This is a genomic window from Mycobacterium sp. 852014-52144_SCH5372336, assembly GCF_001665615.1.
GTDB lineage: Bacteria > Actinomycetota > Actinomycetes > Mycobacteriales > Mycobacteriaceae > Mycobacterium > Mycobacterium neumannii_A.
Genome location: NZ_LZSW01000006.1, coordinates 69,341 through 83,444 on the forward strand (window position 1 = coordinate 69,341; position 14,104 = coordinate 83,444).

Genomic DNA, 14,104 nt, shown 5'->3' on the forward strand with positions numbered 1-14,104 from the left:
ATGCGGCGAGCGCTCACCTTGGCTTGTCACCACCGTCCTGATGTCAGGGTCGCGGAAGCGGGTATGAAGAGGTGATGACGAGACCCTCCCCCTCAGGTAAGACCGTTTTCATCACCGGGGCCGGCGCCGGTATCGGGCGAGCCACGGCGCTGACGTTCGCCCGCAACGGATTCGTCGTCGGCGGCTACGACATCGACGAAGTCGGGCTCAAGTCGCTGGCCGACGACATCGAGCAGCTGGGCGGTGTCGTGCACACCGGCCACCTCGACGTCACCGACCCCGACGAGATGGCCGCGCGGGTGCGGGAGTTCGCCGAGGCCGCCGGCGACCGGCTCGACGTGATGATCAACAACGCGGGGATCCTGCGCGCCGGTCGCTTCGAGGAAATGGACATCGCCGGCCACCACAAGGAGATCGACATCAACGCCAAGGGTGTGGTCAACGGTCTTTATGCGGCGTTCCCCTTCCTGCGTAAGACCCCGAACTCGGTCGTGGTGAACCTGTCCTCCGCGTCGGCGATCTACGGTCAGGCCGAGCTGGCCAACTACAGCGCCACGAAGTTCTTCGTCCGCGGGATCACCGAGGCGCTCGACATCGAGTGGAACCACTACGGCATCCGGGTCATCGCGATGTGGCCCCTATATGTGCAGACGGCGATGACCCAGGACGTCAAGACCGGAACGACGGACTCGCTCGGCATCCGGCTGACCGCACAGGACATCGCCGACGCGATCCTCGAGGCCATCGAACCGTCGCGGCTGCGGCGCGCCATGCACCAGGTGCACTTCCCCGTCGGAAAGCAGACCAAGGTGATGACCATCGCCTCCCGGTTCTCGCCGGGTTGGCTGACCCGTTACGCGAACAAGAAGCTGTCACGATCCTGACGCCCACCGGCATCTGTTGAGGTTCAAATCGGGCTGATCGCAACGGATGTCCCCTACGCGGCGGCCGACGTACGGTCCGCGCATGAATGAGGACTGGCTCGCGGTCATTGTCGGCCTTTCGCTGCTCGTGCTCGTCCTGGTGGGCGCGATCCCGGGAAGCGTGATCCCGTGACCGAACAGACGACCGCGACGAAGCCGCAGACCTCACCCTCGGGGGTCGGCTACCCCGTCGCCGGGGTACTCGTGGTGCTCGCGCTGGGGGCCGTCACGCGCTACCTGGAAGCGCACGTGCCGCAGTGGGCCGACGGCACCGCGTTCGAACGCGTCGCGAAATCGATCGAATTTCCGGTCTACGCCATCGCTTTGGGCCTACTGGGCAACGTCGTGCTGTCACGCCTGGCCCTACGCGACGCACTGTCGCGCGGTTTCCGCACCGAGTTCTTCATCAAGACCGGTCTGGTGCTGCTCGGCGCATCGATCAACCTCAAGGTGCTCGTCACCGCGGCGGGACCGGCCATCGTCCAGGCGCTGCTGTTGATCTCGATCGTCTTCGGCTTCACCTGGTGGCTGGGCGGAGTGCTGCGACTCGAGGACAAACTGCGCGCGCTGCTCGCGTCGGCGGTGTCGATCTGCGGGGTGAGCGCGGCCATCGCAGCGGCAGGTGCCGTGCAGGCCAAACGCGAGCAACTCGCCTACGCGGCATCTCTGGTCATCGCGTTCGCGCTACCGTCGATCTTCCTGTTGCCTTGGCTGGCAGACGTTTTCAACCTCTCCGACGCGGTGGCCGGCGCCTGGATCGGCGGAAACATCGACACCACCGCCGCCGTCGCGGCATCCGGCGCCATCGCCGGTGAGGACGCGCTGCAGATCGCGACGATCGTCAAGACCACCCAGAATGCGCTGATCGGGGTCGTCGCAATCGCACTGACCGCCTACTTCGCGCTGAAGGTGGAGCGCAAATCGGGCGCCGAGGCGCGGCCGTCGATCGGGCAGTTCTGGGAGCGCTTCCCCAAATTCGTGCTCGGCTTCGTCGCCGCGTCGATCGTGGGCACGCTGTATCTGGCGTGGGGCGGGGACAAGTCGGTGATCAGCACGGTCAACGACCTGCGGACGTGGTTCCTGATCTTCGCGTTCGTCGCGATCGGTCTCGAGTTCTCTCTGAGGGGACTCAGGGAGGCCGGTTGGCGACCGGTCGCGTTGTTCGCCTCGGCAACCGTGGTGAACATCGTCGTGGCACTGGGTCTGGCCGTCGTGTTGTTCGGGAACTTCCAGGTCGGTTAGCTACGCTCGCCGGGTGGCCACGGGGCTGAATCGACGAGGCTTCCTGACGACGACCGCCGGCGCGGCGCTCGTCACCGCGGGATTCACGGCCGGCTGCGGTTCGGACAAACCCGGCGCCGTGGCCAAGGACGGCTCCGTCACCGTCAAGCACGCCTTCGGCGAGACCAAGATCCCCGCGCCGCCCAAGCGGGTGGTCAGCGCCGGTTTGACCGAGCAGGACGACCTGCTCGCGCTCGGCGTCGTACCGGTCGCGGTGACCGACTGGTTCGGAGGTGAACCGTTCGCGGTATGGCCCTGGGCGCGAGCCAAACTCGGCTCTGCACAACCAGCCGTGCTCAGCCTCGCCGAGGGCATTCAGGTCGACCAGATCGCAGGGCTGAACCCCGACCTCATCGTCGCCACCAACGCCGGACTCGATTCGGACACCTACTCGAGGCTGTCGGAGATCGCGCCGACCGTCGCGCAGGCCGGTGCCGAGGCGTTCTTCGAGCCGTGGAAACAACAGGCCACCACCATCGGGCAGGCGGTGTTCAAACACGACGAGATGCAGGCGCTGCTCGTCGCCGTCGGCGACAAGTTCATCGCGGTCGCCGAGAGCAATCCCGGTTTCGCGGGCAAGACGGCGGCGCTGTTGCACGGCCGCCTGGACAACGGAGAACCGCAAGCCCTGACGCCCGCATGGCGCACCGAGTTCCTCACCGCCATGGGCCTGAACGTCACCGACGGACTCGGCGCCGACGTGCTGATCTGGGCCACCGAGTCCGACGAGGAACAGTCCGCGTTGCTGGCCGAGCCGAGGGTCGCCGAGCGCGGCACGGCGAACGTCTTCACGGGCAAGGAACTCGCGGGCGCGATCGCCTTCGCCTCACCGCTGTCCTATCCCCTGGTAGCCGACCAACTGCCGGCGCGCATCGCCCAAGCCCTCGCCTGAGAAGATTGCGCGGTGACCGCCGACATTGAGGCCGAACACCGCGGGTTCGCGACCACGGGATCGGCTTACTACCCGACGCTGGTCGCGGTCTTCACCGGCCTGGTGCTGATCTCCAATATCGCCGCCACCAAAGGCGTCGCGTTCGGCCCGCTGCTCACCGACGGTGGATTCCTCGTCTTCCCGCTCACCTACGTCATCGGCGATGTGTTGAGCGAGGTATACGGGTTCAAAGCCGCCCGGCGCGCCGTGATCATCGGCTTTTGCATGCAGGCGTTGGCGGTACTCGTGTTGTGGGCGACCGTGCACCTCCCTGCTGCGCCCGACTACACCAACCAGGAGGCGCTTGCCAGCACCGTCGCGTCCATCACTGGGTTGGCGGCCGCCGGGCTGGCCGGCTTCCTGGTGGGACAGTTGGTCAACGCCTGGGTGGTGGTGCGTATCAAGGCACGCACCAAAGAGAAGCACCTGTGGGCCAGATTGCTTGGCTCGACAGTCGTCGGCCAGTTCGCGGACACGCTGGTGTTCTGTGCCATCGCCGCACCGATCATCGGATTCGGCGACATGCGCTCGTTCGGGGTGTACGCCGCGTTGGGATGGGTCTACAAGACCGCGGTGGAAGTGGTCGTGCTGCCCGTGACGTACCGGGTGATCGCCTTCATCAAGCGCCGCGAGCCGACGTATCGGCCCGCCGCTTGAGGCATCGCTAAAACTCCTCTGGCAAGGCTCATAGAGCAGGCGTATTGCAAGCTACTCGCGGGTAATTTCGCAGGTATGACCGTGACAGCCGAAATGGAACGTGACGTGCCGGGCGCCGGCGCGATGCCGATCCGCGACTACGGGGATCGGGCGCTGTTGCTCGAGTTCGGCACCACCGCCGAGGTGCTGGCGTGGAACGAGGCGATCCGACGGGCCGACCTGCCCGGAGTAGTCGACATCGTGCCCGCCGCGCGAACCGTGTTGGTCAAGCTCGCCGAGCCCAGATATCAGGCGCCGACGCGACAGCGTCTCGGCGGGTTGCGCATCGACGCCGATCCGGAGGCCGAGCTGACACCGCCCGCCGGCGGCCGCGCCGACCTCACCATCGACGTCGTCTACGACGGTCCCGATCTCGACGAGGTGGCCCGACTGACGGGGCTGACCCGTGACGACGTCGTTGCCGCACACACCGGCAGCATGTGGCGGGTCGCGTTCGGCGGGTTCGCACCGGGCTTCGCCTATCTCGTCGGCGGTGACCGCAGGCTCGAGGTGCCGCGGCGATCCGAGCCGAGGACCAAGGTGCCTGCCGGCGCCGTGGGTCTGGCGGGCGAGTTCAGCGGTGTCTATCCGCGCGAGTCGCCCGGCGGCTGGCAGCTGATCGGCCGCACCTCAGCGGTGCTGTGGGACATCGACCGAGACAACCCGGCGCTGCTGACGTCCGGCATGTGGGTCCAGTTCCGGGCGGTCGAGTCATGACGACGACGCTGGAGATCCTGCGCTCGGGTCCGTTGGCTCTGGTCGAGGACCTGGGCCGGCCCGGGTGGGCGCACATGGGCGTCGGCCGCTCCGGGGCCGCCGACCGCAGCTCGCACACACTGGCCAACCGGCTGGTCGCCAACCCCGGCGATCGGGCCACCATCGAGGTGACGTTCGGCGGACTGGCGGCGCGGGTGCACGGTGACGATATCGCGATCGCGGTCACCGGCGCCGACACCGATCCCTCGGTCGACGGAGTGTTGTTCGGCACCAACAGCATTCACTACGCCCGCGACGGTGAGGTGATCTCGCTCGGCGCGCCGCGCGCCGGCCTTCGGACATATCTGGCGGTGCGCGGCGGCATCGACGTCGAACCGGTGCTGGGCTCGCGGTCGTATGACGTGATGTCGGCGATCGGTCCGCAGCCGCTGCGGGCGGGCGATGTGCTGCCCGTCGGCGAGCACACCGAGGACTTCCCCGAGCTCGACCAGGCTCCCGTCGCGGCCATCGAGGACGACGTGCTCGAGTTGACGGTGGTGCCCGGCCCGCGCGACGACTGGTTCGTCGATCCGGATGTATTGATTCGCACGAACTGGCAGGCGACCAACAAGAGCGACCGCGTGGGCATGCGGTTGGTCGGCGGGCCACTCGAGTACCGCTGGCCGGACCGGCAACTGTCGAGCGAGGGTGCCACGAGGGGCGCAATTCAGGTGCCGCCGAACGGTTTTCCCGTCATTCTCGGGCCGGATCACCCGGTCACGGGCGGGTACCCGGTGATCGGTGTGGTCGCCGACGAGGACATCGACAAGGTCGCTCAGGTGCGGCCCGGGCAAACGGTGCGGATGCATTGGTCGCGGCCGCGCCGACCGTTCGGGGACCGTTAGTCACACCGCGCTGGTAGAAAAGCAGTGTGCATGTTCAGGATCCGTATGCTCCCGTCGTGCGCATCCACAGCGCACGGCTGATCCATACCTCCGACCTCGACCCGGAGACGCGCGCGGACGCCAAGCGCATGGTGATCGACGCCTTCGAAGGCTCGTTCACCGACGTCGACTGGGAGCACTCGCTCGGCGGCATGCACGCGATGATCTTCGACCACGGTGCGCTGATCGCGCATGCGGCAGTGGTGCAGCGGCGGCTGCTGTACCGCAAAACCGCGCTGCGGTGCGGTTACGTCGAAGCGGTCGCGGTCCGTGAGGACTGGCGTGGGCAGAGCCTGGCTCGCGCGGTGATGGACGCCGCAGAGCAGGTGATCCGCGGGGCGTATCAGCTCGGGGCCCTCAGCGCGACGGAAGCCGGCAGGCCCATTTACACCGCCCGCGGTTGGCTGCCGTGGCAGGGACCGACGTCGGTGTTGGCACCGGCCGGGTTGACTCGCACTCCCGACGACGACAACGCACTGTTCGTGCTGCCGGTCAGTGTGGAACTCGACACCAGCGCCGAGATCACCTGCGACTGGCGCGACGGCGACGTCTGGTGAGACTCACACCCGCACCGGGTGTCGGGTGAGGGGAATTTCACGGCGGGGTCACCGCGCGGCACGTTGAGGCAATAACGCCTCGTTAACGTCGGGTTTCATGACGTTCTGCAGGCTGCGGGCGGTGCCGACACGCCTCGGAAATGGCCAAGTAATCACTTGGAAACATGCGCTGCTTACACAGGTTCCATGACTGAGCCGGACTGGGCGCCGCTGACCGGATTCCGGGTGGCCGTCACATCCGCTCGGCGCGCCGACGAGCTGAGTGCACTGCTGCGCCGCCGCGGTGCGACGGTGACCAGCGCGGCGGCGATCCAGATGGTGCCGTTGCCCGACGACGACGAGCTGCGTGCCCACACCGAGGGCCTGATCGACGTCCCGCCCGACATCGTGATCGCCACCACCGGCATCGGGTTCCGCGGCTGGGTCGCCGCGGCCGACGGCTGGGGGCTGGCCAACGATCTGACCGCCGCGCTCGCGAAGGCGCGCGTCGTGTCGCGCGGCCCCAAGGCGACCGGTGCGCTGCGCGCCGCCGGGCTGCCCGAGGAGTGGTCCCCCGACTCGGAGTCGTCACGCGAATTGCTGCACTACCTCGTCGAGGGCGGTATCGCCGGGCAGCGGATCGCGGTGCAGTTGCACGGAGCCACCGATGACTGGGACCCGTTTCCCGAGTTCCTCGACGAGTTGCGCGCCGCGGGTGCCGAGGTCGTGCCGATCCGGGTGTACCGGTGGCATCCGGCGCCACACAACGGTGACTTCGACCAACTGGTGGCCGGCATCGCCGACGAGAAGTTCGATGCGGTCAGCTTCACGTCGGCGCCCGCTGTCGCGTCGGTGTTGCTGCGGGCCAAGGAGATGGGCCTGGAGAACCAGGTGATCGCCGCCTTCCGCCGAGACGTGCACGCCATGTGTGTCGGCCCCGTGACCGCCCGCCCGCTGGTTCGGTTGGGTGTACCGACGTCGGCTCCGGAGCGAATGCGGCTGGGGGCGTTGGCCCGTCACATCACCGATGAACTGCCGCTGTTGTGCTCGCGCACCATTCGGGTGGCCGGACACGTGCTCGAGATCCGCGGCACGTGCGTCTTGGTCGACGGTGTCGTCAAGCCGGTGTCGCCGGCGGGCATGGCGACGATCCGCGCGCTCGCCCACCGGCCGGGAGCGGTGGTGTCGCGTGCGGACCTGCTGCGGGCTCTGCCCGGCACTGGCACCGACACCCACGCCGTCGAAACCGCCGTCTTGCGGCTGCGAACGGCATTGGGCGACAAGAACATCGTGTCGACCGTCGTCAAGCGCGGCTACCGCCTGGCCGTCGAGGACAACCTGGTGAGTGCGCCGTGAGCTATCTGCTGGTAGCGCACGGCACGCGAAAACAGAGCGGTGTCGCGCTGATCGGAAACCTCGCCGACCGGGTGTCGACGGTGCTCGGCGCCCCGGTCCACGTCGCGTTCGTCGATGTTCTCGGCCCGACACCGAGCGAAGTGCTGCAGACGTTGTCCGTTCGGACGATCCTCGTGCCGGCATTTCTGGCGCGCGGATATCACGTCAACGTCGACATCCCCGCACACGTCGCGGCCAGTGGACATCCCGACGTGACCGTGTCCGAGGCGCTCGGACCCAGCCCCGCGTTGACGCGGGTACTCATGGATCGCTTGATCGAGTGCGGCTGGCGGCCGGGCGATTCGGTGGTGTTAGCCGCGGCGGGAACGTCCGATCCCGGTGCATTATCTGATTTGCGCCAGACGTCGGCGTTGTTGTCGGCGGTGATCGGCGAGCGGGTCGAACTCGCGTACGCCGCCACCGGTGAGCCGCGCGTTGCCGACGCGGTGGCACGACTGCGTCGCGACGGTGCGCGGCGGGTGGTCGTGGCCTCGTACCTGTTGGCCGAGGGCCTGTTTCAGGACCGGCTGCGGGCCAGCGGTGCCGATGCGGTGGCCGACCCGTTGGGCACCCATCCCGCGATGGTGCGGCTGATCGCCAACCGGTTCCGCCGCGCCCGCGTTCCGCTGGCAGCCTGACTCACCGCCGGCAAAATGGCATTCCAGCAGGTGTTCACTCGAACTTTCGCTGCTGGAATGCAATTTCGCGCAAGACGGGTAGGGGTCAGCCGCGGACCTCGACGTGACCGTCGGCGGTGAGGCGCGTCGGGTAGACCGGCAGCGAGAACTCGGGATCGTCGAGGCACACGCCGTCATCGAGCGCGAAGGCCTGCTTCTTGATCGGTGACTGCACGGTCGGTCGGCCGCCGCGATCGCCGACGAGGCCGCGCGACATCACCGCCGCGCCTGAGAACGGATCGATGTTGCCGACCGCATGCAGCGACCCGTCGTCCAGCCGGAACAGCGCCGCCTGGCTGCCGTCGGCGAGTAACACGCCGACCCCGCGATTCGGGATCAGGAAGTCGTAGCGGCAGGCTGTCGTCCAGACCTGGATGTCGTTGAGGGTTGTCATCTTTGGGGCACCTTCGGCATTCCGATGGGGACGGGCACCTTGCGGCCGGACCGCTCGGTGAACTCGACTGTGGGGTCAGCGACGTCGGGGGCGTTCACGAAAGACACGAACCGCGACAGCTTGTTCGGGTCGTCGAGCACGCCTTTCCATTCGCAGGCGTAGCCCTCGACGTGGCGGGCCATCGCATCCTCGAATTCGGTTGCCAGGCCCAGGGAGTCGTTGCAGACGACATCGCGGAGATGGTCCAGTCCTCCGTCCATCGCCTCCAGCCACGGCGCAGTGCGCTGCAGCCGGTCGGCGGTGCGGATGTAGAACATCAGGAACCGGTCGATGTAGCGGATCAACGTCTCGTCGTCGAGGTCGCCGGCCAGCAGCTGCGCGTGCCGGGGCGACATGCCGCCGTTGCCGCAGACGTAAAGATTCCAACCCTGTTCGGTGGCGATGACGCCGACATCTTTGCTCTGCGCCTCCGCGCATTCGCGCGCGCATCCCGACACCGCCATCTTGATCTTGTGTGGTGCACGAAGCCCGCGGTAGCGCTTCTCGATTTCGACGGCCATGTCGACGGAGTCCTGTTGGCCATAGCGGCACCATGTGGAGCCGACGCAGCTCTTGACGGTGCGCAACGACTTACCGTAGGCGTGCCCGGATTCCATCCCGCCGTCGACGAGGCGGCGCCAGATCTCGGGAAGCTGGTCGACGCGGGCGCCGAACATGTCGATGCGCTGTCCGCCGGTGATCTTGGTGTACAGGCCGAAGTCCCTGGCGATCTCGCCGATCAGGATCAGCTGCTCCGGTGTGATCTCACCGCCCGGCGACCGTGGCACCACCGAGTAGCTGCCGTTGCGCTGGATGTTGGCCAGGAAGTGGTCGTTGGAGTCCTGCAGCGAGGCCTGCTCCCCGTCGAGGATGTGCTCGCTGCTCGTCGAGGCCAGGATCGACGCCACCACCGGTTTGCAGATGTCGCAACCTTTTCCGGTGCCGAACCTCTCGATCAAACCGGAGAAGGTGCGGATCTCGGTGGCGCTGATGATCTCGAACAACTCGGCACGCGACTGCGAGAAGTGTTCGCACAGCGCCTTGGACTGTTCGACGCCCTCGGCTTCCAGCAGCTGCTTGAGCAGCGGCACGCACGAACCGCAGGAGGTGCCCGCGAGCGTGCACTTCTTCAGGCCGGGCACGTCGGCGCATCCGCCGCTGATCGCCTCCTTCAGGTCACCCTTGGTGACGTTGTTGCAGGAGCAGATCTGCGCGATGTCGGGCAGCGCGCCGACGCCCAAACCCGGTGCGTCACCGTCGGAGGCGGGTGCGATCAGCGACAGCGGGTCACCGGGCAGCTCGCTGGCGACCATCGGACGCAGCACACCGTAGGCCGACGCGTCACCGACGAGGATCCCGCCCAACAGGGTCTTGGCGTCATCGGAGAGCACCAGCTTCGCGTAGGTCTGCTTGACCGGGTCGTTGACCACGACGTTCAAGCAGTTGGGCGTGTGGCCCTGGGCATCGCCGAAGCTCGCCACGTCGACGCCGAGCAGTTTGAGCTTGGTCGACATGTCGGCTTCCGGGAACTCGGCGGCGCCACCGAGCAGGCGATCGGCCACCACCTCCGCGCTCGTGTAGCCGGGGCCGACGAGCCCGTAGCAGCGGCCCTCGATCGCGGCCACCTCGCCGATGGCGTAGATGTCGGGATCGCTTGTGACGCAGGATAGGTCGGTCAGCACACCACCGCGCTGGGCAATGTCGAGGCCCGCTTCGCGAGCGAGTTCGTCGCGCGGGCGCACGCCGGCGGCGAACACGATCAGGCCGGTGTCGATATGGCTTCCGTCGTTGAGGGACAACCGCACTGAGTCGTCCTGGTCGGATTTGCGCAGCGGCCGGTTGCGCTGTGCCGGCGCGATGGTTTCGGTGCCCACACCGGTGTGCACGTCGATGCCCAGGCTCTTGACCATCCTGCTCAGCAGCGCGCCGCCTGCCTCGTCGAGCTGTGCGGCCATCAGATGGGGCGCCATCTCGACGACGTGGGTCTTTAACCCGAACGCGCGCAGCGCATTCGCCGCTTCCAGGCCGAGCAGGCCACCGCCGATCACCACGCCGACGGGCGCCTTGGACGCGAGTGCCGTTTCGGCGCCTGCCCGGATCGCGTCGAGGTCGTCGAGGGTGCGATAGACGTGGCAGGCCGGCAGATCGCGGCCCGGCACCGGCGGCACGAACGCATACGAGCCGGTCGCCAACACCAAGGCGTCGTACGGAATCCGGGAACCGTCGGCGGTCAGCACCGCCTTGTCCGTCCGGTCGATCCCGGTGACCCGCGTGCCCAGCCGCAGCTCCACCAGCTCGTCATCCGGGTAGTCGTTGCCCGCGAGCGCCAACCGGCTGCGGTCCCAGTGTTCGGTGTACCCGGTGAGCCCGACCCGGTCGTAGGCGGCGTCGGCCTCCTCGGCGAGGATCGTCACCCGCCACTGGCCGTCGGCGTCACGGGACCGCAACGCCTCGACGAATCGGTGCCCGACCATGCCGTGGCCGACCACGACCACGTTTCTTGTTGACCGCATGCCGCCGACGCTAAGCAGCCGATATTGCCGCAATGTCGCCTCGTGTGAAGCAGCGATCACGGTGTGCTCACATCGACCGGCGGCCGCTGTGAGCCCGATGCTGCGGCTTCGCTCGCGGCGAACGAGCTGGTGGAATATGAGCGTGGATGACTCAAGTTTTACTGGTTGAGAAACCGGCACAGTGCCGGTTCGACAGCGAGGAGGGCAGACATGAGCACTTTGGCATTACGCACTCGTCCCACGTGGGATCTGGACCGTTGGGTACGCGACTTCTTCGGTCCCGCGACCCCTGAAAGCTGGGCCGCGGGGGCGTTCACCCCCGCCGCCGAAATCGTCAGGGAGGGCGACGACGCGCTCGTCCGCGTCGAGCTCCCGGGCCTTGACGTCGAGAAGGATGTGAACGTCGAGGTCGACCGGGGCTACCTCGTGATCCACGGCGAACGTCGCGACGAGCGGTCCGAAGAGACAGATGGCCGCACGCTTCGCGAGGTGCGGTACGGGTCGTTCCGTCGATCGTTCAAGCTTCCCGAGCACGTCACCGGCCAGGACATCAAGGCCGAGTACGACACCGGTGTGCTGACGGTGCGGATCCCCGACGCCCACAAGGGCCGCCAGACGCAGCGCATCGCGATCGAAAACAAGTAAGCACCCTCGATACGGCAGCCGGTGGAACTTCGGTTCCACCGGCTTCGTCGTCTCAACCCTCGGTCGTCGTGGGGGCCGCGGCGGTGGTGGTCGGCGGTGGCTCCGGTGCCCTGATCTCGGTCGTCTCCACGCTCGGCATCGTGTAGCTGGGGGTGGTCGTCGTCGTGGTGGTGTACGACAGCGGAATCGACGTCGCCGCCGGCGGCGGCACCGAAGCGGGCACCCTGGCCGCGTCCGAGGTGCGGACCACCGCGTAGATCAGGATCGCCACCAGGACCGCCGCGGCCACGCCTGCAGCCATCACCAGCGACTGGTCGTCCTGCCAGTTCAAATCGTCGTCGGGCATGTCTTTCGTCCTAGACCCAGCGCTGCAACAGTTCCTTGGCCTGTGCCGACAGCGCGCGCTGCAGAAACGGTCCGAAGCTGACGCGCGCCACACCGAGCGGCCCGAACGACGCGGGGTCGTCCTGATCGGGCAGCCCGATCGCGTTGACCGGCAGAGGTAACTCGGATGTCAAGCGCCGCAACGTGTCCGGATCATGCCGGCCGACGGGGTAGAGCACGTCGGCTCCTGCGGCGGCGGCGTCGGTCAACCGCGCGATCGCGCGATCGACCCGGTCGGACTCGTCGCCGTCCTGGCGCAGGAACAAGTCCGTGCGCGCGTTGATCACCACGTGCACGCCGGTCGCGTCCGCCGCCTCACGCAGCGCGCCGACGAGTTCCGCGTGCTCGGTCGCCGAGCGCAACCGGCCATCCTCGCTGTGCACGGTGTCTTCGATGTTGAACCCGACCCCGCCCGCCTCCAGCAGGCCGTCGATGAGCCGCGCGGGCGGCTGGGCATAGCCGGACTCGAGGTCGACCGAGACCGGCACGTCGACGGCAGCGGTGATCTGCTTGACGCGGGCGATCACGTCGTCGAACGACATGCCCTCCTGGTCCGGTTTACCGACGGAATCGGCCAGCGGATGGCTTCCGACGGTGAGCGCAGCAAATCCTTCGTCGACCGCCAGCCGGGCCGACCAGGCGTCCCAGACGGTTGGCAGGATCACCGGGTTCCCCGGTACGTGTAAGGCCAGCAGGGCCTCGGCTCGCTCTTTGAGGACTTGGTCGGGCATCGGGCCGTCTCCTTTTAGTTTGACGTGATCTGTCTCACGGTGCACTGCATGATGGAGCTAGCATCGGGTGTCGTACTGTGATGCCTGACACCCTTCAGCCCAAGGAGGTCAATTGTCCAGCACTACCGAACTTGCCGAGCTGCACGAGCTAATCGGAAGCCTGCGGCGGTGCGTGACATCGTTGGCGTCGAGGTACGGGGACACCCCCGCGACGCGTCGGATCGTCAACGACGCCGAACGCATCCTCAACGACATCGACCGTCTCGACATTGACGCCGAAGAGCTGGAGCTGGCCCGAGGCGTGGTGCACCACCACGCCGGAGACCGCATCCCGATCCCGGACACCCAGTACGACACCGATTTCTGGCGCGGCGTCGATGACGAAGGGCTCGGCGGCGTCCGCTGACGCGGACCCCCGGGCACCGGGACAACTCAACACCGAAAGGCAACAGTGAGCGCACCCACCGCCGACCGCAAGGCGACCGGCGTCTTTTCGCCGAGCCGTGCCGAGATTCCGCAACGCACGCTGCGCACCGACCGGTGGTGGCAGTCACCGCTGATCGTGAACCTGGGCTTCGCGGCCTTCCTGATCTACGCCACGGTGCGGGCGTTCATGCAGAAGTGGTACTACGTAGCCGACTACCACTACTTGACGCCGTTCTACTCGCCGTGTCTGGCGAAGTGGAACGAAGCCGAGCAGTCCGGGTGTATCCCGGAGTCCAGCCACTTCGGCCAGTTCCTCCCCGATGTGTGGTGGCTGCCGTACGCGGCGGTGTCGCTGCCGTTCCTGCTTCTGTTCCGCTTGACCTGCTACTACTACCGCGGCGCCTACTACCGGTCGGTGTGGCAGTCGCCGACGGCTTGTGCGGTGCCGGAACCTCGGGCGCACTACACGGGCGAGACGCGGCTGCCGCTGATCATCCAGAACACCCACCGCTACTTCTTCTACATCGCCGTGCTCATCTCGCTGATCAACACCTACGACGCGATCGCGGCGTTCCACTCGCCCTCGGGCTTTGGATTCGGCTTGGGCAACGTGATTCTCGTCGGAAACGTGATCCTGCTGTGGACGTACACGGTGTCGTGCCACTCCTGCCGTCACGTCGCCGGCGGCCGCCTCAAGCACTTCTCCAAACATCCTGTGCGGTACTGGATGTGGACCCAGATCAGCAGGCTCAACGTGCGCCACAAGCAGTATGCGTGGATCACCCTCGGCACGCTGATGCTGACCGACTTCTACATCATGTTGGTGGCCAGCGGTGCCATCTCTGACCTGAGATTCATTGGCTGAGCGCCTAATTCAATCGGTAGTGAGGTTT

At 67.1% G+C, this 14,104-nt stretch carries 16 protein-coding genes; 12 read left to right on the top strand and 4 right to left on the bottom strand.

Annotated elements, in window-relative coordinates:
• The first annotated feature begins 74 nt into the window (after positions 1-74).
• The 9 genes from A5759_RS01145 (at position 75) to A5759_RS01185 (ending at position 8,040) form a co-directional block, all read left to right on the top strand.
• A complete protein-coding gene (locus tag A5759_RS01145) occupies positions 75-884 on the top strand; it encodes an SDR family oxidoreductase (protein WP_068192939.1) in 810 nt (269 codons plus the stop codon).
• A 168-nt stretch (positions 885-1,052) separates the two neighbouring features.
• Entirely contained in the window at positions 1,053-2,165 is a 1,113-nt protein-coding gene (locus A5759_RS01150) for a YeiH family protein (RefSeq protein ID WP_068192831.1), read from the top strand.
• A gap of 13 nt (positions 2,166-2,178) precedes the next feature.
• Positions 2,179-3,096 (top strand): ABC transporter substrate-binding protein, encoded by a 918-nt coding sequence (locus A5759_RS01155; protein ID WP_068192833.1) that lies wholly within the window; start codon positions 2,179-2,181, stop codon positions 3,094-3,096.
• 12 nt (positions 3,097-3,108) lie between these two features.
• Positions 3,109-3,792: a queuosine precursor transporter gene (locus tag A5759_RS01160; protein WP_068192836.1), complete on the top strand. Its 684-nt coding sequence runs from the start codon at positions 3,109-3,111 to the stop codon at positions 3,790-3,792.
• 75 nt (positions 3,793-3,867) lie between these two features.
• Positions 3,868-4,548: an allophanate hydrolase subunit 1 gene (locus A5759_RS01165; RefSeq protein WP_068192839.1), complete on the top strand. Its 681-nt coding sequence runs from the start codon at positions 3,868-3,870 to the stop codon at positions 4,546-4,548.
• On the top strand, positions 4,545-5,432 hold the full coding sequence (locus tag A5759_RS01170; protein WP_068192840.1) for a 5-oxoprolinase/urea amidolyase family protein: 888 nt from the start codon (positions 4,545-4,547) through the stop codon (positions 5,430-5,432). The genes A5759_RS01165 and A5759_RS01170 overlap by 4 nt, the downstream gene beginning before the upstream one ends.
• A gap of 26 nt (positions 5,433-5,458) precedes the next feature.
• Complete coding sequence (locus tag A5759_RS01175; protein WP_068192843.1) at positions 5,459-6,028, top strand: GNAT family N-acetyltransferase; 570 nt, start codon at positions 5,459-5,461, stop codon at positions 6,026-6,028.
• A 186-nt stretch (positions 6,029-6,214) separates the two neighbouring features.
• Positions 6,215-7,363 carry a uroporphyrinogen-III synthase gene (locus tag A5759_RS01180; RefSeq protein WP_068192845.1) on the top strand — a complete coding sequence of 383 codons (1,149 nt, stop codon included), beginning with the start codon at positions 6,215-6,217 and terminating at the stop codon, positions 7,361-7,363.
• Entirely contained in the window at positions 7,360-8,040 is a 681-nt protein-coding gene (locus A5759_RS01185) for a sirohydrochlorin chelatase (RefSeq protein ID WP_068192848.1), read from the top strand. The genes A5759_RS01180 and A5759_RS01185 overlap by 4 nt, the downstream gene beginning before the upstream one ends.
• Before the next feature lie 85 nt (positions 8,041-8,125).
• On the opposite strand, the gene nirD is transcribed toward A5759_RS01185, so the two are convergent.
• The gene (gene nirD / locus A5759_RS01190) at positions 8,126-8,473 is read right to left on the bottom strand and encodes a nitrite reductase small subunit NirD (RefSeq protein WP_066848012.1); all 348 of its coding nucleotides are present in this window, start codon (positions 8,471-8,473) and stop codon (positions 8,126-8,128) included.
• A complete protein-coding gene (gene nirB, locus A5759_RS01195) occupies positions 8,470-11,025 on the bottom strand; it encodes a nitrite reductase large subunit NirB (protein ID WP_068192942.1) in 2,556 nt (851 codons plus the stop codon). The genes nirD and nirB overlap by 4 nt, the downstream gene beginning before the upstream one ends.
• A 210-nt stretch (positions 11,026-11,235) precedes the next feature.
• Here nirB and A5759_RS01200 point away from each other — a divergent pair, with 210 nt between their 5' ends.
• Positions 11,236-11,670 carry an Hsp20/alpha crystallin family protein gene (locus A5759_RS01200; protein WP_068192850.1) on the top strand — a complete coding sequence of 145 codons (435 nt, stop codon included), beginning with the start codon at positions 11,236-11,238 and terminating at the stop codon, positions 11,668-11,670.
• A 52-nt stretch (positions 11,671-11,722) separates the two neighbouring features.
• Here A5759_RS01200 and A5759_RS01205 read toward each other — a convergent pair whose 3' ends face one another.
• Together A5759_RS01205 and A5759_RS01210 are read right to left on the bottom strand one after the other, a co-directional pair.
• Positions 11,723-12,016 (bottom strand): hypothetical protein, encoded by a 294-nt coding sequence (locus A5759_RS01205; RefSeq protein ID WP_068192853.1) that lies wholly within the window; start codon positions 12,014-12,016, stop codon positions 11,723-11,725.
• Positions 12,017-12,026: 10 nt separating this feature from the next.
• A complete protein-coding gene (locus tag A5759_RS01210) occupies positions 12,027-12,785 on the bottom strand; it encodes an isocitrate lyase/phosphoenolpyruvate mutase family protein (protein ID WP_068192855.1) in 759 nt (252 codons plus the stop codon).
• 112 nt (positions 12,786-12,897) lie between these two features.
• Here A5759_RS01210 and A5759_RS01215 point away from each other — a divergent pair, with 112 nt between their 5' ends.
• Complete coding sequence (locus A5759_RS01215) at positions 12,898-13,191, top strand: hypothetical protein (protein WP_064349304.1); 294 nt, start codon at positions 12,898-12,900, stop codon at positions 13,189-13,191.
• 45 nt (positions 13,192-13,236) lie between these two features.
• The gene (locus tag A5759_RS01220) at positions 13,237-14,076 is read left to right on the top strand and encodes a hypothetical protein (protein WP_068192858.1); all 840 of its coding nucleotides are present in this window, start codon (positions 13,237-13,239) and stop codon (positions 14,074-14,076) included.
• Positions 14,077-14,104 lie beyond the last annotated feature (28 nt).

Coding starts and splice junctions, on each gene's coding strand:
- A5759_RS01180 (WP_068192845.1), top strand. CDS start 6,215: ATGACTGAGCCGGACTGGGCGCCGCTGACCGGATTCCGGGTGGCCGTC.
- nirD (WP_066848012.1), bottom strand. CDS start 8,473: ATGACAACCCTCAACGACATCCAGGTCTGGACGACAGCCTGCCGCTAC.
- A5759_RS01145 (WP_068192939.1), top strand. CDS start 75: ATGACGAGACCCTCCCCCTCAGGTAAGACCGTTTTCATCACCGGGGCC.
- nirB (WP_068192942.1), bottom strand. CDS start 11,025: ATGCGGTCAACAAGAAACGTGGTCGTGGTCGGCCACGGCATGGTCGGG.
- A5759_RS01210 (WP_068192855.1), bottom strand. CDS start 12,785: ATGCCCGACCAAGTCCTCAAAGAGCGAGCCGAGGCCCTGCTGGCCTTA.
- A5759_RS01200 (WP_068192850.1), top strand. CDS start 11,236: ATGAGCACTTTGGCATTACGCACTCGTCCCACGTGGGATCTGGACCGT.
- A5759_RS01165 (WP_068192839.1), top strand. CDS start 3,868: ATGACCGTGACAGCCGAAATGGAACGTGACGTGCCGGGCGCCGGCGCG.
- A5759_RS01205 (WP_068192853.1), bottom strand. CDS start 12,016: ATGCCCGACGACGATTTGAACTGGCAGGACGACCAGTCGCTGGTGATG.
- A5759_RS01170 (WP_068192840.1), top strand. CDS start 4,545: ATGACGACGACGCTGGAGATCCTGCGCTCGGGTCCGTTGGCTCTGGTC.